The organism is Bradyrhizobium sp. HKCCYLRH3097 (assembly GCF_051167875.1).
Lineage (GTDB): Bacteria > Pseudomonadota > Alphaproteobacteria > Rhizobiales > Xanthobacteraceae > Bradyrhizobium.
On sequence record NZ_JBNPTX010000007.1, the window covers coordinates 345,126 to 365,448 of the forward strand.

At 65.9% G+C, this 20,323-nt stretch carries 20 protein-coding genes; 13 read left to right on the top strand and 7 right to left on the bottom strand.

Annotation, left to right across the window (positions count from 1 at the left end):
* The first annotated feature begins 224 nt into the window (after nt 1-224).
* Complete coding sequence (locus ACQR0U_RS19615) at nt 225-500, top strand: hypothetical protein (protein ID WP_315715622.1); 276 nt, start codon at nt 225-227, stop codon at nt 498-500.
* Nucleotides 501-802: 302 nt separating this feature from the next.
* On the opposite strand, the gene ACQR0U_RS19620 is transcribed toward ACQR0U_RS19615, so the two are convergent.
* Complete coding sequence (locus tag ACQR0U_RS19620; RefSeq protein ID WP_434872219.1) at nt 803-2,176, bottom strand: vWA domain-containing protein; 1,374 nt, start codon at nt 2,174-2,176, stop codon at nt 803-805.
* 7 nt (nt 2,177-2,183) lie between these two features.
* Complete coding sequence (locus ACQR0U_RS19625) at nt 2,184-3,143, bottom strand: AAA family ATPase (RefSeq protein WP_315751994.1); 960 nt, start codon at nt 3,141-3,143, stop codon at nt 2,184-2,186.
* Between the two features lie 276 nt (nt 3,144-3,419).
* Here ACQR0U_RS19625 and ACQR0U_RS19630 point away from each other — a divergent pair, with 276 nt between their 5' ends.
* The 10 genes from ACQR0U_RS19630 to ACQR0U_RS19675 all read left to right on the top strand — a co-directional run bounded on the left by ACQR0U_RS19630 (nt 3,420) and on the right by ACQR0U_RS19675 (nt 12,678).
* Complete coding sequence (locus ACQR0U_RS19630; RefSeq protein ID WP_315752142.1) at nt 3,420-3,833, top strand: TspO/MBR family protein; 414 nt, start codon at nt 3,420-3,422, stop codon at nt 3,831-3,833.
* 246 nt (nt 3,834-4,079) lie between these two features.
* Complete coding sequence (locus ACQR0U_RS19635) at nt 4,080-4,979, top strand: LysR family transcriptional regulator (RefSeq protein ID WP_315751993.1); 900 nt, start codon at nt 4,080-4,082, stop codon at nt 4,977-4,979.
* Between the two features lie 444 nt (nt 4,980-5,423).
* Nucleotides 5,424-6,800, top strand: coding sequence for an MFS transporter (locus tag ACQR0U_RS19640; RefSeq protein ID WP_434863314.1), 1,377 nt, complete (start codon nt 5,424-5,426; stop codon nt 6,798-6,800).
* 48 nt (nt 6,801-6,848) lie between these two features.
* Nucleotides 6,849-7,874 (top strand): amidohydrolase family protein, encoded by a 1,026-nt coding sequence (locus ACQR0U_RS19645; RefSeq protein WP_008971778.1) that lies wholly within the window; start codon nt 6,849-6,851, stop codon nt 7,872-7,874.
* Between the two features lie 17 nt (nt 7,875-7,891).
* Nucleotides 7,892-8,587, top strand: a complete 696-nt coding sequence (ligK, locus tag ACQR0U_RS19650) for a 4-carboxy-4-hydroxy-2-oxoadipate aldolase/oxaloacetate decarboxylase (protein WP_011925385.1) — start codon at nt 7,892-7,894, stop codon at nt 8,585-8,587.
* 2 nt (nt 8,588-8,589) lie between these two features.
* Entirely contained in the window at nt 8,590-9,528 is a 939-nt protein-coding gene (locus ACQR0U_RS19655) for an NAD(P)-dependent oxidoreductase (protein WP_315715630.1), read from the top strand.
* Between the two features lie 8 nt (nt 9,529-9,536).
* Nucleotides 9,537-10,451: an amidohydrolase family protein gene (locus ACQR0U_RS19660; protein WP_434872220.1), complete on the top strand. Its 915-nt coding sequence runs from the start codon at nt 9,537-9,539 to the stop codon at nt 10,449-10,451.
* A 12-nt stretch (nt 10,452-10,463) separates the two neighbouring features.
* Nucleotides 10,464-10,853 (top strand): protocatechuate 4,5-dioxygenase subunit alpha, encoded by a 390-nt coding sequence (ligA, locus tag ACQR0U_RS19665; protein ID WP_257168873.1) that lies wholly within the window; start codon nt 10,464-10,466, stop codon nt 10,851-10,853.
* Nucleotides 10,854-11,717, top strand: coding sequence for a class III extradiol dioxygenase subunit beta (locus ACQR0U_RS19670; protein ID WP_315715633.1), 864 nt, complete (start codon nt 10,854-10,856; stop codon nt 11,715-11,717).
* 1 nt (nt 11,718) lies between these two features.
* Nucleotides 11,719-12,678 (top strand): Gfo/Idh/MocA family oxidoreductase, encoded by a 960-nt coding sequence (locus ACQR0U_RS19675; RefSeq protein WP_434843948.1) that lies wholly within the window; start codon nt 11,719-11,721, stop codon nt 12,676-12,678.
* Nucleotides 12,679-12,736: 58 nt separating this feature from the next.
* On the opposite strand, the gene ACQR0U_RS19680 is transcribed toward ACQR0U_RS19675, so the two are convergent.
* From ACQR0U_RS19680 to ACQR0U_RS19690, 3 genes are read right to left on the bottom strand one after another with little or no spacing between them, the layout of a single operon-like run.
* Nucleotides 12,737-13,891, bottom strand: coding sequence for an ABC transporter substrate-binding protein (locus ACQR0U_RS19680; protein ID WP_315751988.1), 1,155 nt, complete (start codon nt 13,889-13,891; stop codon nt 12,737-12,739).
* Between the two features lie 24 nt (nt 13,892-13,915).
* The gene (locus ACQR0U_RS19685; RefSeq protein WP_315715636.1) at nt 13,916-14,767 is read right to left on the bottom strand and encodes an amidohydrolase family protein; all 852 of its coding nucleotides are present in this window, start codon (nt 14,765-14,767) and stop codon (nt 13,916-13,918) included.
* A gap of 24 nt (nt 14,768-14,791) precedes the next feature.
* Nucleotides 14,792-15,634 (bottom strand): shikimate dehydrogenase, encoded by an 843-nt coding sequence (locus ACQR0U_RS19690; protein WP_315751987.1) that lies wholly within the window; start codon nt 15,632-15,634, stop codon nt 14,792-14,794.
* A gap of 251 nt (nt 15,635-15,885) precedes the next feature.
* Between ACQR0U_RS19690 and ACQR0U_RS19695 the strand changes: the two genes are divergently transcribed.
* A complete protein-coding gene (locus ACQR0U_RS19695; RefSeq protein ID WP_315715638.1) occupies nt 15,886-17,370 on the top strand; it encodes an AMP nucleosidase in 1,485 nt (494 codons plus the stop codon).
* 20 nt (nt 17,371-17,390) lie between these two features.
* Here the strand turns inward: ACQR0U_RS19695 and ACQR0U_RS19700 are convergent, their stop codons facing one another.
* On the bottom strand, nt 17,391-17,714 hold the full coding sequence (locus ACQR0U_RS19700; protein ID WP_409977936.1) for a winged helix-turn-helix transcriptional regulator: 324 nt from the start codon (nt 17,712-17,714) through the stop codon (nt 17,391-17,393).
* A gap of 181 nt (nt 17,715-17,895) precedes the next feature.
* Here ACQR0U_RS19700 and ACQR0U_RS19705 point away from each other — a divergent pair, with 181 nt between their 5' ends.
* Complete coding sequence (locus tag ACQR0U_RS19705) at nt 17,896-19,014, top strand: NADH:flavin oxidoreductase (protein WP_434843949.1); 1,119 nt, start codon at nt 17,896-17,898, stop codon at nt 19,012-19,014.
* 104 nt (nt 19,015-19,118) lie between these two features.
* Here the strand turns inward: ACQR0U_RS19705 and ACQR0U_RS19710 are convergent, their stop codons facing one another.
* On the bottom strand, nt 19,119-20,282 hold the full coding sequence (locus tag ACQR0U_RS19710; protein WP_315767959.1) for a cytochrome P450: 1,164 nt from the start codon (nt 20,280-20,282) through the stop codon (nt 19,119-19,121).
* Nucleotides 20,283-20,323: the final 41 nt, after the last annotated feature.

Genomic DNA, 20,323 nt, shown 5'->3' on the forward strand with positions numbered 1-20,323 from the left:
CGTCGTGATTTGCCCGACGGCACAAGGCCAGCGCGCTGCGACATGGTAACGCGACGGGCAGTCACACAAGACATCACAGTTCGCAGGCATGTCGCTTCGTTAGTGGAACAATTGTGGTCGTCTGATGATCCTGTCGCCGAATGAACGACTTGGGATCGCCATGTCGCAGACATCAACCTGTTCGAGCGTGACGGCGCAGTGGCGGGTGAGAGCAGGGGGCGGACTTGGACTGGAAACTCTTCGTGACGACGGCGCTGGCCGCCGGCATCGGCGCCGCGGCCGGCGCGCTGGCATTGGCGACGGCCGGGGGCGGCGGCATCGAGCATCAGGCCGACGCCAAGATGCTGGAAATCGGCGTCGCCATCCTGCGCGAGCCGGCGCGGGTGGATGACGATCCGATGCGGTCGTGGGCCGTGCGGGTGGTCGAGAAGAAGTCGGGTGTGACTTTTACAGATCAGCAGCGCGCGGCGTTGCTGAAGCGCGCCGCGGGGGGACGGTAGCTCCGCTCCCGGTGCGTAGGGTGGGCAAAGGCGCGCCCTGATCGCGATTGTTTTTTGGCACGGTCTGATCGCGCCGTGCCCGCCGTTGTTCGCGGATGGTCCGCCGGTGGGCACGCGATCGTGCGGCTTACTCCGCACGACGGCTTTGTCCACCCTACGAACTTATGGCGTCATTGCGAGGAGCGCAGCGACGAAGCAATCCAGAGTCGCGCACTCGGCCCTGGATTGCTTCCGCCTTCGCCCGAGAGGGCTTCGGCGGACACGTCGCTGCGCTCGCAATGACGCGTGGGGAGAGCGGAGTGCTACTGATACGCCGAGACGATGTCGCTCACAGCGCGTTCCAATTGCTGAGCTGTCGCGCAGGGGCGCACGACGTTGCAGAAGGTCTGGTAGCGCGGCATCTCTGAATCGCCCCAGCCCCAGGTCATGCGGCCCTCTGGATTGAGCCAGACCACGCGCTTGGCACGTTCGGAGATGGCTTTGAGGATGTCGGCGCGTGGGTCGAGCTTGTTGCTGCGGGCATCACCCAGAATGATCACGGTGGTCTGTGGCGTCACCGACGACATGAACTGCTTCTCGAAATCCACCAGCGAGGAGCCGTAGTCGGACGAGCCGAAGCCGACCTTGTGCATGATCTCGGCCATGGCCTCCTCGGCCGGCTTCTGCTCAAGGATCTCGCTGACCTCGATCAGGTGGCCGGAGAACGCGAACGAGCGAACATCGCTGACGACGTCGTGCAGGCTGTGGATCAGCAGCAGGAAGAAATCCGAGACGCGGGCGACGGAGCCCGAGACGTCGCACAGCGCGACGATCTTCGGGCGGTCGCGGTGCCGGCGCTTCCACGCGGTGAGGAAGGGCACGCTGCCCCAGGCCGCGTTGCGGCGGAGCGTGCGGCGGACGTCGAGATGGCCGCGGCGCTGGCGCTTGCGCGGCTTCGCATAGCGCTCGCGCAGGCGGCGCGCGATCTGCCGGATCAGCGCCCGCATCTCCGCGACCTGGCGCGGCTCGATCCGCGACAGCTGCGCGTTGCGCAGGATCTCGTGGCGAAGGTTCTCGGTCTCCTCGCGGCCGTACAGCGCGAGCGCCTGCGCGACCGCATCGCGCACGGTGTCGCGCAGGCCGTCGAGCCCGGCCTGCAGCCGCTCCGCCAACGCCGGATTGGTCTCGGTGAGCCTATCGAGATCGTCGCGCAGCCGCTGGATCCCCATCGTCTCCAGCATGCGGCTGGAGAACAGGCCGCGCTGGGTGAAGTAGCGGATCTCCGACAGCCCGACGGCGCTGGACGCGTTGGCGATCGCGGCCGAGATGTCAGCCGTGTTCTGCGCCAGCAGCATCTGGGCAAGAGCGCCGAGCTCCGCGTCCGCCTCACCGCCGATCGGCTCTCCGGATGGCGGGGCCGACTGGGCCTCATTCGACGCCGCGTCCTGCTGCGTCTCGTCATTCGCCTCGGCCTGCGCCGGATCGACATGGGCGAAGAACAGGTCGAAGCAGGCGCCGAGCGCCTTCTTCTCGTCCTCGCTCTTGGCGAGCGTCAGCAGCAGGCTGTCGCGCAGCACCGTGCGATCGGCGAGACCGACGCTCGCCACAGCGCGCATCGCGTCGATGCTCTCGGCCGGCGACACGTGCACGCCGGCGCCGCGCGCCGCCCGAAAGAACCGATACAGGTTCTCCTGCATGAGAGCCTCACCCGAAGATGTTCTGGCGCTGCGCCTTGGCGACGAAGGTCGTCACCTGCGGCAGCGCCACCTCGATGTCGGACTCGTATTTCAAGAGCACGTTGAGCGTATCCTTCACCACGTCATGGCCGAGCTCGGCCGCCTGCAGCAGCACCAGCACGCGCGCCCAGTCGATGGTCTCGCTGACCGACGGCTGCTTCTTCAGGTCGAGCGTTCTGACGTCGTGGATGAAGGCCACGAGCTGCCGGCGCAGATTCTGCGAGATGCCGGGCACGCGGCTCTCGACGATGCGCTCTTCCAGCCGCTGCTCGGGGAAGCCGATGTGCAGATGCAGGCAGCGCCGCTTCAGGGCGTCGCCGAGATTGCGCTCGGAGTTGGAGGTCAGGATCACGGTCGGCGGCTTGGCGGCGGCGATGCTGCCGAGCTCGGGGATCGTGACCTGGAAGTCCGAAAGGATCTCCAGCAGCAGCGACTCGAACTCGGCGTCGGACTTGTCGATCTCGTCGATCAGCAGCACGCAGCCGTTGGGCTCGAGCAGCGCCTGCAGCAGCGGCCGCGGCTCGACGAACTCCTTGGAGAAGAACACGTCGCCGAAATCGTGCAGCTGGCCGAGCGCCGCATGCAAGGTCTGAGCGCCGCCGAGCACCTCGCCGAGCTTGTCCTTCAGGATCTGGGTGTAGAGCAGCTGCTTGGCGTATTTCCACTCATACAGCGCCTTGGCCTCGTCGAGCCCCTCATAACATTGCAGCCGGATCATCTTGAGGCCGCGCCAGGCGGCGATCGCCTTGGCAAGCTCGGTCTTGCCGACGCCGGCTGGGCCCTCGACCAGGATCGGCTTGTCGATCGCCTGCGACAGGTAGACGGCGGTGGCGATCTGGCGGCTGGCGATATAGCCCTCGGCGGCGAGGCCGGCTTCGACGGCCGCGATCGAGGCGATGGCTGAAGAGGGGGCCGGGGAATCAGCCACTGACGAAACTCCGTTTCCTGGTATCAGGACCCGGCGCAGATGTGATCGGCGTTCCGGTCCCTGGACGTTGGTGGTCAGGCGAAAACCCTGACTTTTCCTCGCATTGTGTTATGTCCTGGCTACGCGTCCCGGGCAGCCCTGTCCAGTGCGCGCGTGGGTGCCTCGGCCGCATGGCTGCCGGTCGCCAGCGGACCGGACCGAGAACCTCCTCCTGCAAATCACGCCGAGCGGAATATGAACCGATCCATCCTGCATCTCCTCGTCCTGCTGGTTCTCGTGGTCGGAGGCGGCTGGATCATCGGCGCCTCCAACATGCCCGGCGCCTGGTACGGCTCGCTCAACAAGCCTTGGTTCACCCCGCCCGGCTGGCTGTTTCCGATCGCCTGGACGGTGCTCTACGTCATGATCGCGGTCGCCGGCTGGCGCACCTATGAGCGGGTCGAAAGCGGTGCGGTGATGCAGGTGTGGTGGGGACAGCTAGTGCTGAACTTCGCCTGGTCGCCGGTGTTCTTCACCGCGCATCTGATGTGGGTCGCGTTCGCGATCATCGCCAGCATGTTCGTGCTGATCGTGACCTTCATCGTGATGCAATGGCGCGAGGACCGGATCGCGGCGCTGCTGCTCGTGCCCTATGCCTGTTGGGTCGCGTTCGCGTCGGCGCTGAATTTCTCGGTGAACGTGCTGAATTGAGATGAGGCGGCTGATGGGGCGACGCTGTCAACAATCGGGTGTGCTGCCGCCGCATCCTCCGCTGTGGTCCCTGCGAACGCAGGGACCCATACCGCGGACGGCCGATTGTCGGAAAAGACTCCGAGTTGCCTTTCGTGCTCAACAATCAGGGCCGGTGGTTATGGGTCCCTGCGTTCGCAGGGACGACAGTCGGGGGTGGGGCGGGCAGCGCGGCAGACTGACGCTTGATGGTCGAGGCGTTCACCCATGAACCTCAAGCAGCTCGAATATTTCGTGCAGGTCGCCGAGCTCGGATCGTTCAGCAAGGCCGCGTCCGTGCTCGACGTCGCGCAGCCGGCGCTGTCGCGGCAGGTGCGGGCGCTGGAATCGGAGTTGAAGCAGCAGCTGTTCGCGCGCAACGGGCGGGGCGTGGCGCTGACCGAGGCCGGCAAGCGGCTGCTCGACCACAGCGTCGGCGTGCTGCAGCTGGTGGCGCATGCGCGCGAAGATCTCGGCGCCAGCCGCGATGCGCCGGTCGGCCGCGTCACCATCGGTCTGCCACCGAGCATCGCGCGGCAATTGACGCTGCCGCTGATCGATCGCTTCCGCAAGGAGTATCCGGCGGCGCGACTGGCCGTCGTCGAGGGGCTGTCGACGCATGTGGTGGAGTGGGTCACCACCGGACGCATCGACGTCGGCATGGTCTACAATCCGGAAGCCCAGCCCGGCATCGAGATCACGCCGGTGCTGCAGGAGCCGTTGGCGCTGGTGAGCCACGCGCCCAAGGGCAAGCGCCGCGTCACCGCGCCGCTGCCGATGGCCGAGCTGTCCCGCTACCAGCTGATCATGCCGGAGCGGGTGCACGCGATGCGGCGCCTGCTGGAGACGCAGGCGGCGCTCGCCGGCATCAAGCTCGACATCGCCTGGGAGGTGTCGAGCGTGCCCTCGATCATCGATCTCGTCTGCGCCGGCTACGGCCACGCCGTGCTGACCCCGAGTGGCGTCGCCGCCTCGGGCCGCGCCAGCGAGCTCGCCATCCGCCCACTGACCGAGCCCGCCCCGACCAGCGTGCTGTGCTTCGTCACCTCGGCACACAAGCGCCCGACGCCGCTGGTGCAGCAGACGATCAAGCTGGCGACCGCGCTGATCCGGAAGCTACCGCGGTAACTGAAGCACTCTGTATCCGCTCTACCGGTGCCCACCCTCCCCTGGAGGGGGAGGGTCGCTCGCACGCGAAGCGGGCGAGCGGGGTGGGGTGAAGCCATGGGCACCGGTGCATCTGGAGAGATCACCCCACTCCGCCTCACGGCTCGCTTCGCTCCCCGTGAGCCGACCCTCCCCCTCCAGGGGAGGGTGGAGCCCGCGGTGTCTGAGCCGTGCGAAAGCCAACAGCGGAGTTGTTCAGACCCATTCTAAAATCAGCATGGCTCATCTGATATCTTATGCCGTTTCAGAATAGCTGATAGAAGCCCCCGGGCGCTGGCGCGGGCCGGCGCGCTCGGTCACATACCCGGTCAAGCCGCCGAAGCAGCAGGGCCGATCCCGTCAGGGATCGCGCGCCCTGCGGACCTCGGCCAACGCGCCAGAACAGCACCCAAGGAAGCAGAAGCGATGCCAACGACCGCCCGCGTCGACGTCCAGGCCTTTCTCGACGACCACCCCTTTTCCGGCTTCCAGTGGCTGATCTTCGCGCTCGGCTTCGTCATCGTGCTGCTCGACGGCTTCGACACCGCGGCGATCGGCTTCATCGCGCCGTCGCTCCTGAAGGAGTGGGGCATCGAGAAATCGGCGCTGGGACCGGTGCTGAGCGCGGCGCTGTTCGGTCTTGCCGGCGGGGCGCTGTTCGCGGGGCCGATCGCCGATCGTCTCGGCCGCAAGCTGGTGCTGGTCGGCTCCGTGCTGGTCTTCGGCATCGCCTGTCTGGCCTCGGCGTTCGCGACCAACCTCACCGAGCTCACCGTGCTCCGCTGCGTCACCGGCATCGGCCTCGGTGCCGCCATGCCGAATGCCGTGACCCTGCTCAGCGAGTACTGTCCGGGCCGGCTGCGCGCGACCATGACCAACCTGATGTTCTGCGGCTTTCCGCTCGGCGCGGCCTGCGGCGGCTTCCTCGCGGCGTGGATGATCCCGCAATGGGGCTGGCGCAGCGTGCTGGTGCTCGGCGGCGTCACGCCGCTGGTGCTGACCGTGCTGCTGATCGCGATCCTGCCCGAGTCGGTGCACTACCTGCTGTCGCGCGGCGCGAGCGTCGAGCGCGTCCGCAAGGTGATGCGCCGGATATCGGCTGCAGCCTCCGATGTCGGCCAGTTCGTGATGCTGGAGCCGGAGCACGCCGAGACCACCCGGCGCGTCAACGCGACTGGCATCGGCATGGTGCTGTCGCCGGTGCTGCGCGTCGGCTCGGTGATGCTGTGGGTCACCTATTTCATGGGGCTCGTGATCTTCTACTCGCTGATCAACTGGATGCCGGTCCTGTTCAAGGATGTCGGGCTCAATCCGCAGACCGCGACCCTGATCTCGGCGCTGTTCCCGCTCGGCGGCGTCGGCGCGGTGTTCTTTGGCCTGCTGATGGACCGCTTCAACGCCAACCGCATCGTCGCGGTCGGCTACGCCCTGACCGCGGTGACGATCTTCCTGATCGGGCAGGCGGTCGGCAACATGGGCTTCCTGGTAGTGATCGTGTTCGTCGCCGGCGTCGTCATGAACACGGCGCAGTCGTCGCTGCCGGCGCTGGCCGCCTCCTTCTATCCGACCCAGGGCCGGGCCACCGGCGTGGCCTGGATGATGGGCATCGGCCGCTTCGGCGGTATCGCCGGCTCATTCCTGGTCGCCGAGCTGACCGCGCGCCACCTGACCTTCAGCGAGATTTTCACCGTGATCGCGGTTCCCGGCTTGATCGCGGCGCTCGCCCTTGTGGTAAAGCAGGTCGTGGGACCGGGAGGCCGCGGCAGCGGCGAGGATGTCGGCTCCGCCGTGGTGGCGCATTGAGCGGCGCGCGCCACCGCAAGACACAGAAGCTTTGAGGGAGAGACTGACGTGATCATCGACGTGCACGGCCATTACACGACGGCTCCGAAGGCGCTGGAAGAGTGGCGCAACCGGCAGATCGCGGGCATCAAGGATCCGTCCGTCATGCCGAAGGCCTCCGAGCTCAAGATCAGCGACGACGAGCTGCGCGAGAGCATCGAGAGCAACCAGCTCAAGAAGATGAAGGAGCGCGGCAGCGACCTCACCGTGTTCTCGCCGCGCGCGAGCTTCATGGCTCACCACATCGGCGACTTCCAGGTGTCCTCGACCTGGGCCGCGATCTGCAACGAGCTGTGCTACCGCGTCAGCAAGCTGTTCCCGGACAATTTCATCGGCGTCGCGATGCTGCCGCAGTCGCCGGGCGTCGACCCCAAGACCTGCATTCCCGAACTGGAGAAGTGCATCAAGGAATACGGCTTCGTCGGCATCAACCTCAACCCGGATCCCTCGGGCGGCCACTGGACCTCGCCGCCGCTGTCGGACCGGCACTGGTATCCGATCTACGAGAAGATGGTCGAGCTCGACATCCCCGCGATGATCCACGTCTCGACCAGCTGCAACGCCTGCTTCCACACCACGGGCGCACACTACCTCAACGCCGACACCACCGCGTTCATGCAGTGCCTCACGTCGGACCTGTTCAAGGACTTCCCGACGTTGAAGTTCCTGATCCCGCATGGCGGCGGCGCGGTGCCGTATCACTGGGGCCGGTTCCGCGGCCTCGCCCAGGAGCTGAAGAAGCCGCTGTTGAAGGATCACCTGCTCAACAACATCTTCTTCGATACCTGTGTCTATCACCAGCCGGGCATCGACCTGCTCACCGGCGTGATCCCGATCGACAACATCCTGTTCGCGTCGGAAATGATCGGCGCCGTCCGTGGCATCGACCCGGAGACCGGCTTCTACTACGACGACACCAAGCGCTATATCGAGGCCGCCAAGCTGACCCCCGAGCAGCGCCACCAGATCTATGAAGGCAATGCACGGCGCGTGTTCCCGCGGCTCGACGCCGCGTTGAAGGCCAAGGGCAAGTAATCTAAAGGGCAGGCGATATGAGCACCCCCATGAACAATCTCGGCATCGTCAAGACGAAGATCACCCGCGCCGACAAGGCAGCGGTGGAGAAGCTGTCCAAGTTCGGCGTCGCCACCATCCACGAGGCGATGGGCCGCGTCGGTCTGATGCAGTGCTACATGCGCCCGATCTATCCGACGGCGAAAATGTGCGGCACGGCCGTCACCGTGCTGCTGCAGCCCGGCGACAACTGGATGCTGCATGTTGCGGCCGAGCAGATCCAGCCCGGCGACGTCGTCGTCGCCGCCTGCACGGTCGAGAACACCGACGGCTTCTTCGGCGATTTGCTGGCGACCAGCTTCCGCGCCCGCGGCGCCCAGGGCCTCGTGATCGACGGCGGCGTGCGCGACGTTGCTGATCTGACTGAGATGCAGTTCCCGGTGTTCTCGCGCGCCATCTCGGCTCGCGGCACCGTCAAGGCCACGCTCGGCTCGGTCAACATCCCGATCGTCTGCGCCGGAGCTGCCGTCAATCCGGGTGACGTGATCGTCGCCGATGTCGACGGCATCGTCGTGGTGCCGGCCGCGGTCGCCCACCAGGCAGCCGACGCCGCTGCTGCGCGCGAGGCCAACGAGGCCGACAAGCGCGAGAAGCTCGCGTCCGGCGTGCTCGGCCTCGACATGTACAAGATGCGCGAGCCGCTGGCGAAGGCCGGGCTCAAATACATCGATTGAGCATGACCGCGGCGTCCAACCCAAATCCTTCGAACCGATGGCATGTCGGGCTGATCGGCTACGGCGAGGTCGGCAAGATCCTCGCCGAGGATCTGCGCAAGGACGGCGTGCGCGTCTCGGCCTATGACGTCAAGCTGGCCGACTCGCGCGGCGACGCGATGCGTGACCACGCCGACAGCATCGGCGTGACGCTGGCCGCATCGCATGCGGAGCTGGCGGCGGAGGCCGACTTCATCGTCTCCGCGGTGACCGCCAGCCAGGACGTGGCCGTCGCCGAGGCCTGCGCTGCAGCCATCAAGCCTGGCGCGTGGTTCCTCGACTTCAACTCGGCCTCGCCCGGCGCCAAGCAGCGCGCCGCCGCGCTGATCGACGGCGCCGGCGGCCGCTATGTCGAGGGCGCGGTCATGACCTCGGTGCCGCCGTATCGCATCAAGGTGCCGCTGCTGCTCGGCGGCGCCGGCGCGCGCGAGTTGGCGCCGCTGCTCAACGATCTTGGCTTCGCCGCCAAGCCCGCCAGCGACAAGCTCGGCGTCGCCTCGGCGACCAAGATGTGCCGCAGCATCATGATCAAGGGCCTCGAGGCGATGGTGATCGAGAGCTTCACCACCGCGCGCGCCTATGGCGTCGAGGACGCGGTGCTAGCTTCGCTGCAGGAGACGTTCCCCGGCATCGACTGGGAGAAGCAGGGCGCCTATTTCTTTCAGCGCGTGATCGAGCATGGCCGCCGCCGCGCCGAGGAGGTGAGGGAGGTTGCCGAGACCGTGCGCGACATCGGGCTGACGCCGTGGTCGGCGGAAGGCACCGCCGAGCGCCAGGCCTGGGTCGCCGATCTCGCCGATGGCGGCCTGTTCGGCACCCGCGGCACCAAGGAATTCGCGCGCAGCCCGGACTGGCGCACCGAGGCCGATCGCATTCTCAACAAGATCAAGTCCAAGGAGTAGGGAACCTCATGGAGTTCCAGAAGACCCCGGGATGGCTCGATTGGTATGACGGCCCGTCGAAGCCGCGCTTCAAGGTGCCGGCCGGCAGTGTCGATGCGCATTGCCACGTGTTCGGCCCCGGCGCCGAATTCCCCTATGCGCCCGAGCGCAAGTACACCCCGTGCGACGCCTCCAAGCAGCAGCTCTATGCGCTGCGCGACCATCTCGGCTTTGCCCGCAACGTCGTGGTGCAGGCGACCTGTCACGGCGCCGACAACCGCGCCATGGTCGATGCGCTGGTGCATTCGAACGGCAAGGCCCGCGGCGTTGCCACCGTCAGGCGCAGCGTCAGCGACGCCGAGCTGCAGGCGATGCACGACGCCGGCGTGCGCGGCGTCCGCTTCAATTTCGTCAAGCGTCTGGTCGACTTCACGCCGAAGGACGAGCTGGTCGAGATTGCCAACCGCATCAACAAGCTCGGCTGGCATGTGGTGATCTATTTCGAGGCCGTCGACCTGCCGGAGCTGTGGGACTTCTTCACCTCGCTGCCGACCACCGTGGTCGTCGACCACATGGGTCGCCCCGATGTCACCAAGCCGGTCGACGGTCCGGAGTTCGAGCTGTTCGTGAAGTTCATGCGCGAGCACGGCAACGTCTGGTCCAAGGTGAGCTGCCCGGAGCGTCTCTCGGTCAAGGGACCGCCGGCGCTGAATGGCGAGCAGAACGCCTATCGCGACGTGGTGCCGTTTGCGAAGCGCATCGTCGAGACCTTCCCGGATCGCGTGCTGTGGGGCACCGACTGGCCGCATCCGAACCTGAAGGACCACATGCCCGACGACGGCCTGCTGGTCGACTTCATTCCGCATATCGCCGTCACCGCGGAGCTGCAGCACAAGCTCCTGGTCGACAATCCGATGCGGCTGTACTGGCCCGAAGAATCCTGAAGGAGGGAAGCGATGTCGCTCGACAAACCCTATACCGACGTTCCCGGCACGACCATCTTCGACGCGGACATGTCGCGGATGGGCTATCACCTCAACCAGTTCTGCATGTCCCTGATGAAGGCGGAGAACCGCGCCCGCTTCAAGGCCAATGAGCGCGCCTATCTCGACGAATGGCCGATGAGCGAGGAGCAGAAGCAGGCCGTGCTCGACCGCGACCTCAACCGCTGCATTGCGCTCGGCGGCAACATCTACTTCCTCGCCAAGATCGGCGCGACCGACGGCAAGAGCTTTCAGCAGATGGCGGGCAGCATGACCGGCATGACCGAAGACCAGTACCGCGAGATGATGATCAAGGGCGGCCGCTCGGTCGAGGGCAACCGCTACACCGGGGAGAAGAAGTAAATGGCCCATATCTCCGCAAGCGTCTTCACCTCGCACGTCCCGGCGATCGGCGCAGCCCTCGACCTCGGCAAGACCGGCGAGGATTATTGGAAGCCGGTCTTCGCCGGCTACGACTTCGCCAAGCAGTGGGAGAAGGAGCAGAAGCCGGACGTCGTATTCCTGGTCTTCAACGACCATGCGACCGCCTTCAGCCTGGACATGATTCCCACGTTCGCGATCGGCACCGCGGCTGAATATCAGCCGGCCGACGAGGGCTGGGGCCCGCGCCCGGTCCCCAAGGTGATCGGGCATCCGAAGCTCGCCGCGCACATCGCGCAGTCGGTGATCCAGGACGATTTCGACCTCACCATCGTCAACAAGATGGACGTCGATCACGGCCTCACCGTGCCGCTCAGCCTGATCTTCGGCCAGGTCGATGCCTGGCCGTGCCCGGTGATCCCGTTCGCCGTCAACGTCGTGCAATATCCGGTGCCGTCCGGCCGCCGCTGCTTCATGCTCGGCAAGGCGATCCGCAAGGCGATCGAGAGCTATGACGAGCCGCTCAACGTGCAGATCTGGGGCACCGGCGGCATGAGCCACCAGCTGCAGGGGCCGCGCGCCGGCCTGATCAATCGCGAATGGGACAACATGTTCCTGGACAAGCTGATCAACGATCCGGAAGGCCTGTCCAAGGTGCCGCATATCGAGTACGTCCGCGAGGCCGGCAGCGAGGGCATCGAGCTCGTGATGTGGCTGATCGCGCGCGGCGCCATGAGCGACGTCAACGAGACCAAGAAGGGCAACGCGCCGACCGTGCGTCACCGCTTCTATCATGTGCCGGCGAGCAACACGGCCGTCGGCCATCTGATCCTGGAGAACAACTGATATGGTCAAGACCATCAAGGTCGCGCTCGCCGGCGCCGGCGCCTTCGGCATCAAGCATCTCGACGGCATCAAGAACATCGACGGGGTCGAGGTGGTGTCGCTGGTCGGCCGCCGCTTCGACCAGACCAAGGAAGTCGCCGACAAATACGGCATCAAGCACGTCTCGACCGAGCTCGCCGACAGCCTCAGGCTGCCGGAGGTCGATGCCGTCATCCTCTGCACGCCGACCCAGATGCATGCGGCGCAGGCGATCGACTGCCTCAAGGCCGGCAAGCATGTCCAGGTCGAGATTCCGCTCGCCGACTCGCTGAAGGACGCGCAGCAGGTGGTGGAGCTGCAGAAGGAGACCAAGCTGGTCGCGATGTGCGGCCACACCCGCCGCTTCAATCCCAGCCACCAGTTCGTGCACAAGAAGATCAAGGCCGGCGAATTCCACATCCAGCAGATGGATGTGCAGACCTACTTCTTCCGCCGCACCAACATGAACGCGCTGGGCCAGCCACGCAGCTGGACCGACCATCTGCTGTGGCACCACGCCGCCCACACCGTCGACCTGTTCGCCTATCAGGCGGGCTCGCCGATCGTGAAGGCCAATGCGATCCAGGGTCCGATCCACCCGACCCTGGGCATCGCCATGGACATGTCGATCCAGCTCAAGGCCGCCAATGGCGCGATCTGCACGCTGTCGCTGTCGTTCAACAATGACGGCCCGCTCGGCACCTTCTTCCGCTACATCGGCGACACCGGCACCTACATTGCCCGCTACGACGATCTGGTGAACGGCAAGGAAGAGAAGATCGACGTCTCCAAGGTCGACGTCTCCATGAACGGGATCGAGCTGCAGGACCGCGAGTTCTTCGCCGCGATCCGCGAGGGCCGCGAGCCCAACGCCTCCGTGGCCCAGGTGCTGCCCTGCTACCAGGTGCTGCACGATCTCGACGTGCAGCTCGCCAAGGGCTGATACTTCTTCCCTCCTTGCGCGCGTTGCGCGTGAGGAGGGCTTCTACGATGGCGCAGATCTACGGCGCCTTGGACGGCTTCAGCTTCGGCAGCGTCGCGACGATCTTCTGCTTGCCGTCGACGATCTCGGCCAGGAAGCTCTCACGGTCGATGTCGCCGTTCTGGTCCCAGCTTGCCTCCATCAGCATGCCCGGCGCCTTGTCCGGCGTCAGCGTCAATCCCTTCATGGTGGCGCCGAAAGCGTGGCCGTCGAACTTGCCGATCATCTCGGTCACGTATTTGACGAGATAGACCGCGGTATAGCCCTTGATGCCGTTATGGTCGGGCCAGTAGCGGTAGCGCTCGTTGAACTTCTTCGCAAAGGCCTGGATGGCAGGAATGGGCGCATCCGCGCTCAGGCCGACATGGCCGCGCACGCCGTTGGCGGCGGGGCCTGCGAGCTCCACGACCTTCTGGCTGAGCAGCGTTGTCTCTCCGAACAGCGGCACCGACAATCCCTGACGTTTGGCCTCGATCAGGAAACGCGCGCTTTCTTCCTCGTTGGTGTAGACGAAGATCGCGTCGGCCTTGACGTTCTTCAGCTTGATGACGTCGGAGCCGAAATCGACCTGGCCCTGTTCGGTCGAGATGTCCGACACCACCTCGATGCCGCGGGCCTTCATCTCCTTGACGAAGCTGTCGCGGCCGCCTTTGCCGAAATCGTTGTTCACCCAGACCACCGCGACGGACTTCACGTTCAGCTGGTCATGCAGATAGTTGGCGATCTTCGGCATGCTGAACTGCTGGCCGAAGGCGGTGCGGAAGATCCAGGGATTGCCCTGCGTCGTGATATCGGCGGCCTCGGCGCCGACGATCTGCGGCACCTCGGCCTGCTGCGTCAGCGCCATGTTGACCTTGACCGAGCCCGAATAGATCGGCCCCAGCACTACATAGGGCTCGCGGTCGAGCACCTTCTGCACCTGGGCCCGGGAGACGCCGGGATTGCTCTGGGTGTCGAGGTGCTCGGTCGCAATCTTGCGGCCGAGAATGCCTCCGGCATTGTTGATCTCGTCGACCGCCAGGGCGACGCCATCGCGCCAGTTCGTGCCCGACACGGCTCCGGGGCCGGACAGCTCGACGACATCGGGAATGTAGACGGTGTTCTCTGCCCAGGCCAAACCCGTCCACAATGACATGGCGGCCGCCAAGCCGCTCAATCTTCCCAGATGCCTCATGACGTCCTCCCGATTGTTTTTTGCTTATGATGATGAACTTGCGGGTGCCTCTGCAAAACCCAGTAGTCGCGACGGCGTTCGCCATAGCAGCCGGTGCTGATCGTCCGGGTCCGGAAAGATCTCGGTAATGCCGGCCAGCAGCGGCCCGTAGTCGAGGCGTTCGGGCGCGCGCAGGAACGGCCAATCGGAGCCCCACACGCAGCGGTCGAGCGTGAAGGCCTCGACCAGCGCGGCGATGAACGGCCATGTGTCGGCGTACGGATAGGGCTGGCGCGCGAATTTGTAGTAGCCGGACAGCTTCACATGCGCGTCGCGGTCGCGGCCGAGCGCGAGCAGGGCCTGGAAGGATGGGCGTTGCAGCCCATGCTCCACGGCAGGCCGGCCGCAGTGATCGAACACGAGGCGGACCGTCGACCGCTCGATGAGGGGCAGCAGGTCGAGCAACTGATCCTGCTCGACCTGGACCTGCAGAAACAGATCGAGGTCGGTCAGCTTGTCCAGCAGCGGCGCGGCGTCACGGTAATAGTCGGTGCCATGAAACGGCACGTTGAAGGCGACGCCGATGACGCCTGCGGCCTTCAACCGCTCCAGTTCTCCGATGTCGACGTCCTTCTCGACGACCGCGACGCCCTTGAACCTGCCATCTCCGAGCCTGAGTGTGTCGAGCAGGATGCGGCTGTCGGAGCCATAGCCGGAATTGGTTGCGACGATCAGCGCGTGCCGGACGTCGAAGACGTCGAGCACGCGAATGAGATGCGCGGCGGGCGCGATTTCCTGGCCGGTCGGACGATAGGGCGTATCCGGCGCGTAGGGGAAGCGCGCGGGATCGATGGCGTGGATGTGGCAATCGATCCTGGGGCCTGCCGGAAGTGCCATGGTCGAGCCCTCTCTGACCGACGTTCAGAACGTCGCCTGAATCGCCTTGATCAGTTCGGGCGTGACGTCGGGCAGAACCCCGAACCAGGCCTCGAAGGCGAGGCGGGCCTGGTTGAGCAGCAGGCCGAGCCCGTTCACCGTCGTGCAGCCGCGCCCGCGCGCGTCCACCAGGAAGGGCGTTTCGAGCGGTGTGTAGATCAGGTCCGCGACGAGCGTCTTCGCGGACAGTCGTCCCAGATCGATCTCCAGTGCGGGCTTTCCGATCATGCCGCGATCGGTGCTGTTGATGAGCAGCGCGACATCGGCGACTGCCGCCGAACGATCATCCCACGCCACCGTGCTGATGGCCGTCCCGAATTCGGCTGCGATGGACTGCGCCTTCTCGGTGGTGCGGTTGCTGATGCGGATGTCGCGGGCGCCATTCTCCAGCAGCGCCACAACGACCGCGCGCGCTGCACCGCCGGCCCCGAGCAAGAGAACAGGGCCTTCGTCGGCGCGCCAGTTCGGCCTGGCATCGCGCAGGCTCTGGACAAAGCCGTTGCCGTCATTGTTGAAGCCGCTCAGCGTGCCATCCGCTTCGACCACGATCGTGTTCACGGCGCCGATGCGTCGTGCGGTGTCGTTGACCCGGTGCAGCAGCGGCATCGCCGTCTGCTTGTGCGGCATGGTCACGTTGCAGCCGCGGAATCCGAGCGCCACCAGCCCAGCCAGCGCATCCTTCAGCCGCTCCGGCTGAACCGCGAGCGGGACGTAGGCGCCGCGCAGGCCGTGCGCGTTGAGCCAGAAATTGTGGATCGTGGGCGAGCGGGAATGAGCGACGGGCATGCCGATGACGCCAGCCAATCCGAATCCATTCGCTTGCGACATGCTGCGCGATGACCTCCCTTTTCAGATATCGACCTGTTCCGGCCAATGTGAAACCGTCTTATGAGCAATGACGCGCACAGGCAATTGAAACATTCGGCCACAAATCCTTGTCGCAATGCAGCGCATCATGGCTCAACGTCCAGTTCATGGGCGTCGTCGCGTGACCCGCCCCCCTGGGCAAAGCCAGGGGTGATTTCTATGATTGCGCAAGTCTGCCTCGACGACCGTCCGCCGGATACAAAGGATCGCCATTGACTGTCCAATCTCCGCCACCCGTGGCAACAGAAACCTTCACCGACGCGGCCGCCGCGGTGGCCCGGCTCGAAGAGATCTACGAGCGCAATACCGCTTTCCTGCGCGGCCATTTCGAGGCCTATGCCAACGGCGTCGTGCCGGCGACACGGATCCGCGCGACCTATCCCTTCGTGCGGCTGACCACCGCAAGTCACGCCCGGCTCGACTCGCGTCTCGCCTATGGCTTCGTCGCGGGGCCCGGCGTGCACGAGACCAGCGTCACGCGGCCGGACCTGTTCCGCTCGTACCTGACCGAGCAGATCCGTCTGTTGATCGAGAATCATGGCGTGCCGGTCGAGATCGGTGAGTCGGCCGAGCCGATCCCGGTGCATTTCGCCTACCGCCGCGACATCAACATCGAGACGGCGCTTCCGCACCACGAGAGCCCGCTGGTGACGCGCTCGCTGCGCGACGTGTTCGACGCTCCGGATCTCGCGACCATGGACGATGCGATCGCCGACGGCACGCTCGGACTGAAGCCCGGCATGCCCGAGCCGCTGTCGCTGTTTCGCGCCGCGCGCGTCGACTACTCGCTGCGCCGGCTCTATCACTATACGGGCACCGACCCGGACCATTTCCAGAACTTCGTGATCTTCACGAACTATCAGTTCTATGTCGACGCCTTCGCGGATTGGGGCCGCCAGCAACTGGCGGCCGGGCAGGGCGCAGCCGAGGCCTTCGTCGAGCCGGGCAACGTCATCACCCGCAATGCCCGTCTCGGCGGCGGCACCACCGGCTCCGCGCCGGCGCGCACGCCGCAGATGCCGGCGCTTCATCTCGTCGAGCCGGGGCACCAGGGCATCACGCTGATCAACATCGGTACCGGGCCGTCGAACGCGCGTAACGTCACCGACCACATCGCGGTGCTGCGGCCGCATGCCTGGCTGATGGTCGGCCACTGCGCGGGGCTGCGCAACACGCAGCGGCTCGGCGATTACGTGCTGGCGCACGGCTATGTCCGCGAGGACCATGTGCTCGACCAGGAATTGCCACCCTGGGTGCCGATCCCGGCGCTCGCCGAGGTGCAGGTCGCGCTCGAGGAGGCCGTGGAGACGGTCACCGGCTATTCCGGGTTCGAGCTGAAGCGGGTGATGCGCACGGGCACCGTGGCCAGCGTCGACAACCGCAATTGGGAGATCTCCGGCCCGGCCGTGATCCATCGCCTCTCGCAGTCGCGCGCCATCGCGCTCGACATGGAGTCGGCCACAATCGCCGCCAACGGCTATCGTTTCCGCGTGCCCTACGGCACCTTGCTCTGCGTCTCCGACAAGCCGCTGCATGGCGAGATCAAGCTCGCGGGCATGGCGAGCGACTTCTATCGCCAGCGTGTCGGCCAGCATCTCCAGATCGGGCTGAAGGCGCTGGAGCTCTTGAAGCATCAGGAGTCGGAGCGGCTGCATTCGCGCAAGCTGCGCAGCTTCGCGGAGGTGGCCTTCCAGTAGCGGCCTTTGGCCGCCTGGGATTAGCGACTCCGGCGCTCGTCGAAGGCCTGCCGGGCCTGCTCGACCTCCGGCATCTTGGCGATGGTCCAGGCATAGAGCGCGCGGAACGGTGGCTGCAGGGTACGGCCGAGCGGCGTGATCTCGTACTGAACCGCGACCGGCGAGTCCGCGATCACCTCGCGGGCGACGAGGCCGTTGCGCTCGAGCCGACGCAGGCATTGCGTCAGCGCCTTCTGGGTGACGCCCTCGAGCTGCTTCTTGATCGCGTTGAAGCGCAGTGGACCGGAGTCCAGCACCGCCAGCACCATCATCGACCATTTGTCGGCGATCTGGTCGATCAGCACCCGGCTCGGGCATTCCGACGAGAAGTGCTGCGGCTTGCAGCGGAGCGGGGCGCTCTGTGATGTCGATGCGGCGGTCACGACAGCGGTTTCCTCCGATATACCTGAGCGACTTCGGGTGCCTGATTGACTTCAGGTTTACGAAGTATACTGGAGCGGTTCCGAACGCAATGGAGCCCCCTGAATGTCCGACCTCGATACCAGCGTGCTGTTTCGTCCGTTTCGCCTGAAGTCGCTGGAGCTGAAGAACCGCATCGTCATGGCGCCGATGACCCGCAATGCGGCGCCGAATGGCATTCCCGGCGAGGCCAATGCCGCCTATTACCGCCGCCGCGCGGAAGGTGGCGTGGGGCTGATCCTCACCGAGGGCACGGTCGTCAACCGCCCGGCCTCGCGCAACGAGCCCAATATTCCCTTTTTCCACGGCGATGCCGCGCTGGCGGGCTGGCAGAACGTGGCGAGCGCCGTGCACACCGCCGGCGGCCGCATCGCGCCACAGATCTGGCACACCGGCTCGACCAAGGGCATGAGCCGCTGGGAGCCCGATGCGCCGGTCGAGAGCCCATCCGGGCTGGTTGCGCCCGGCAAGCCGCGCGGCAACGCGATGACCGAGAACGACATCGCCGACACCGTTGCCGCATTCGCGCAAGCCGCGGCCGACGCCAAGCGCACGGGCTTCGACGCCGTCGAGATCCATGGTGCGCACGGCTATCTGGTCGACGAGTTCTTCTGGTCCGGCACCAACCAGCGCGAGGACCGCTATGGCGGCGCCACCATCAAGGAGCGCTCCCGCTTTGCCGGCGAGGTCGTCGCCGCGATCCGCAAGGCGGTGGGTCCCGATTTCCCGATCATCCTGCGCGTCAGCCAGTGGAAGCAGCAGGACTATGCGGCGCGCCTCGCCGAGACGCCGGCGCTGATGGCCGACTGGCTGCAGCCGCTGGTCGCGGCCGGCGTCGACATCCTGCACTGCTCGCAGCGCCGCTTCTGGGAGCCGGAATTCCCGGACGTCGACGGCGAGAAGGGCCTGAACTTCGCCGGATGGGCCAAGAAGATCACGGGCGCTGCGACCATCAGCGTCGGCTCGGTCGGCTTGTCCGATGAATTCTTCTCGGCCTTCGCCGGCAAGCCGTCGACGACGGCCGATCTCGATGCGCTGCTGGAGCGCATGGCCAGGGAGGAGTTCGACCTGATCGCGGTCGGCCGCGCGCTGATCAGCGATGCCGAATGGGTCGCCAAGATCAAGGCCGGCGACAAGGCGGGCCTGAAGGGCTTCAGCGCAGCGGATCTCGGCGCGCTGGTTTGAGCTGTTGTAGACCCGTTGGTGCCCCTCGTCCGGCGTAAGCGGGGCGAGGGGGGCGTACCGTCAGCGAGGCGCGAGCGCGAGCCTGCCATTAGTCCTCGCGATGACTAATGCACCGTCAGCTCGAGATACATCGGGCTGCGGAAGGTCGAAGACGGCATCCAGGGCAGTTGCTCCTGGGTGCGGCGATAGTCCGGCACGACCTTGTGCAGCTCGTCGAACGCGATCTTGATCGCCATGCGCGCGATCGCCGATCCCAGACAGGCGTGCACGCCGCCGCCGAAGCCGAGATGGCCGCGTGGCTTGCGCCTGATGTCATAAACATCCGGATTGGGAAACTGCCGCTCGTCGCGGTTGGCGGAGCCGTAGGCGAGGCAGACGAAATCGCCCTCGCGCATGGTCTGGCCGTGCAGGGTGACGTCCTTCTGCAGGCAGCGGCGGAAGCGCTGCGCCGAGGTGTTGTAGCGCAGTGACTCTTCCACGGCGTCCGCCATCAGGTCGGGATTGGCGACGACCGCCCGGCGCGCCTCCGCGTGATCGGCGAGATTATACGCCAGCATCGTCATGAAACCGCCGAGCGACTCGATGCCGGCCATGATCAGCGTGGTCGTCGTCAGCAGCACCTCGCGCTCGTCGAGCTTGTCGCCGTCGATCTCGGCCATGCTGAAGTGCGAGATCAGGTCGTTCTGCGGCCGCGCGCGGCGCTCCGCGATGATGCCGGCCGCATAGTCCTGCATCCAGTTGTAGGCTGCGATGTGCTGCGGTCCCTTGGCGCGGCTCACCGGATCGCTCTGCACCATCAGCACCGCCTTGTCGCGCACCGTCTGCTCGTCGCCGAGCGGCAGGCCGAGCGCGGCGAACAACACGCGCACGGTGAATTTCGACGAGAATGCCTCGATGAAGTCGAACCGGTCCTGGCCGCGCAGCGCCTCGGCGCAGTCGCGCGCGATGTCGCGGATCGGGCCTGACAGGCTCTCCAGATTGCGCTTCATGAAGGCATGCTGGACGAGGCCGCGCAGCCGGTCGTGGCGCGGCGGGTCGGTGGTGCCGAGCGTCGCGCCGGCACGGTTCGGCAGCTCGGTCATCAGGTTGCCCTTGGCCGACGAATAGGTCTGCCAGTTCGTTCCGGCCGCCGCCACATCGGCATAGCGCGACAGGATCCACACCTGGGCCTGCGGACTCCAGAAGCAGGGGTGCTCGTCGCGCAGCGTCTTGTAGAACGGGAACGGGTCGGCATCGACCGCAGGCGAATACGGGTCGAACGCGAACATGTTGGGCCTCCTCTCCATTGAGTGTGGTCGTTGTTGTTCTT

Excerpts from the sequence above, each read along its gene's own strand:
- ACQR0U_RS19690 (WP_315751987.1), bottom strand. The coding sequence starts at position 15,634 with ATGTCGCAAGCGAATGGATTCGGATTGGCTGGCGTCATCGGCATGCCC.
- ACQR0U_RS19680 (WP_315751988.1), bottom strand. The coding sequence starts at position 13,891 with ATGAGGCATCTGGGAAGATTGAGCGGCTTGGCGGCCGCCATGTCATTG.
- ACQR0U_RS19655 (WP_315715630.1), top strand. The coding sequence starts at position 8,590 with ATGACCGCGGCGTCCAACCCAAATCCTTCGAACCGATGGCATGTCGGG.
- ACQR0U_RS19710 (WP_315767959.1), bottom strand. The coding sequence starts at position 20,282 with ATGTTCGCGTTCGACCCGTATTCGCCTGCGGTCGATGCCGACCCGTTC.
- ACQR0U_RS19635 (WP_315751993.1), top strand. The coding sequence starts at position 4,080 with ATGAACCTCAAGCAGCTCGAATATTTCGTGCAGGTCGCCGAGCTCGGA.
- ACQR0U_RS19685 (WP_315715636.1), bottom strand. The coding sequence starts at position 14,767 with ATGGCACTTCCGGCAGGCCCCAGGATCGATTGCCACATCCACGCCATC.
- ACQR0U_RS19640 (WP_434863314.1), top strand. The coding sequence starts at position 5,424 with ATGCCAACGACCGCCCGCGTCGACGTCCAGGCCTTTCTCGACGACCAC.
- ACQR0U_RS19660 (WP_434872220.1), top strand. The coding sequence starts at position 9,537 with ATGGAGTTCCAGAAGACCCCGGGATGGCTCGATTGGTATGACGGCCCG.
- ACQR0U_RS19705 (WP_434843949.1), top strand. The coding sequence starts at position 17,896 with ATGTCCGACCTCGATACCAGCGTGCTGTTTCGTCCGTTTCGCCTGAAG.
- ACQR0U_RS19620 (WP_434872219.1), bottom strand. The coding sequence starts at position 2,176 with ATGCAGGAGAACCTGTATCGGTTCTTTCGGGCGGCGCGCGGCGCCGGC.
- ligA (WP_257168873.1), top strand. The coding sequence starts at position 10,464 with ATGTCGCTCGACAAACCCTATACCGACGTTCCCGGCACGACCATCTTC.
- ACQR0U_RS19670 (WP_315715633.1), top strand. The coding sequence starts at position 10,854 with ATGGCCCATATCTCCGCAAGCGTCTTCACCTCGCACGTCCCGGCGATC.
- ACQR0U_RS19675 (WP_434843948.1), top strand. The coding sequence starts at position 11,719 with ATGGTCAAGACCATCAAGGTCGCGCTCGCCGGCGCCGGCGCCTTCGGC.
- ligK (WP_011925385.1), top strand. The coding sequence starts at position 7,892 with ATGAGCACCCCCATGAACAATCTCGGCATCGTCAAGACGAAGATCACC.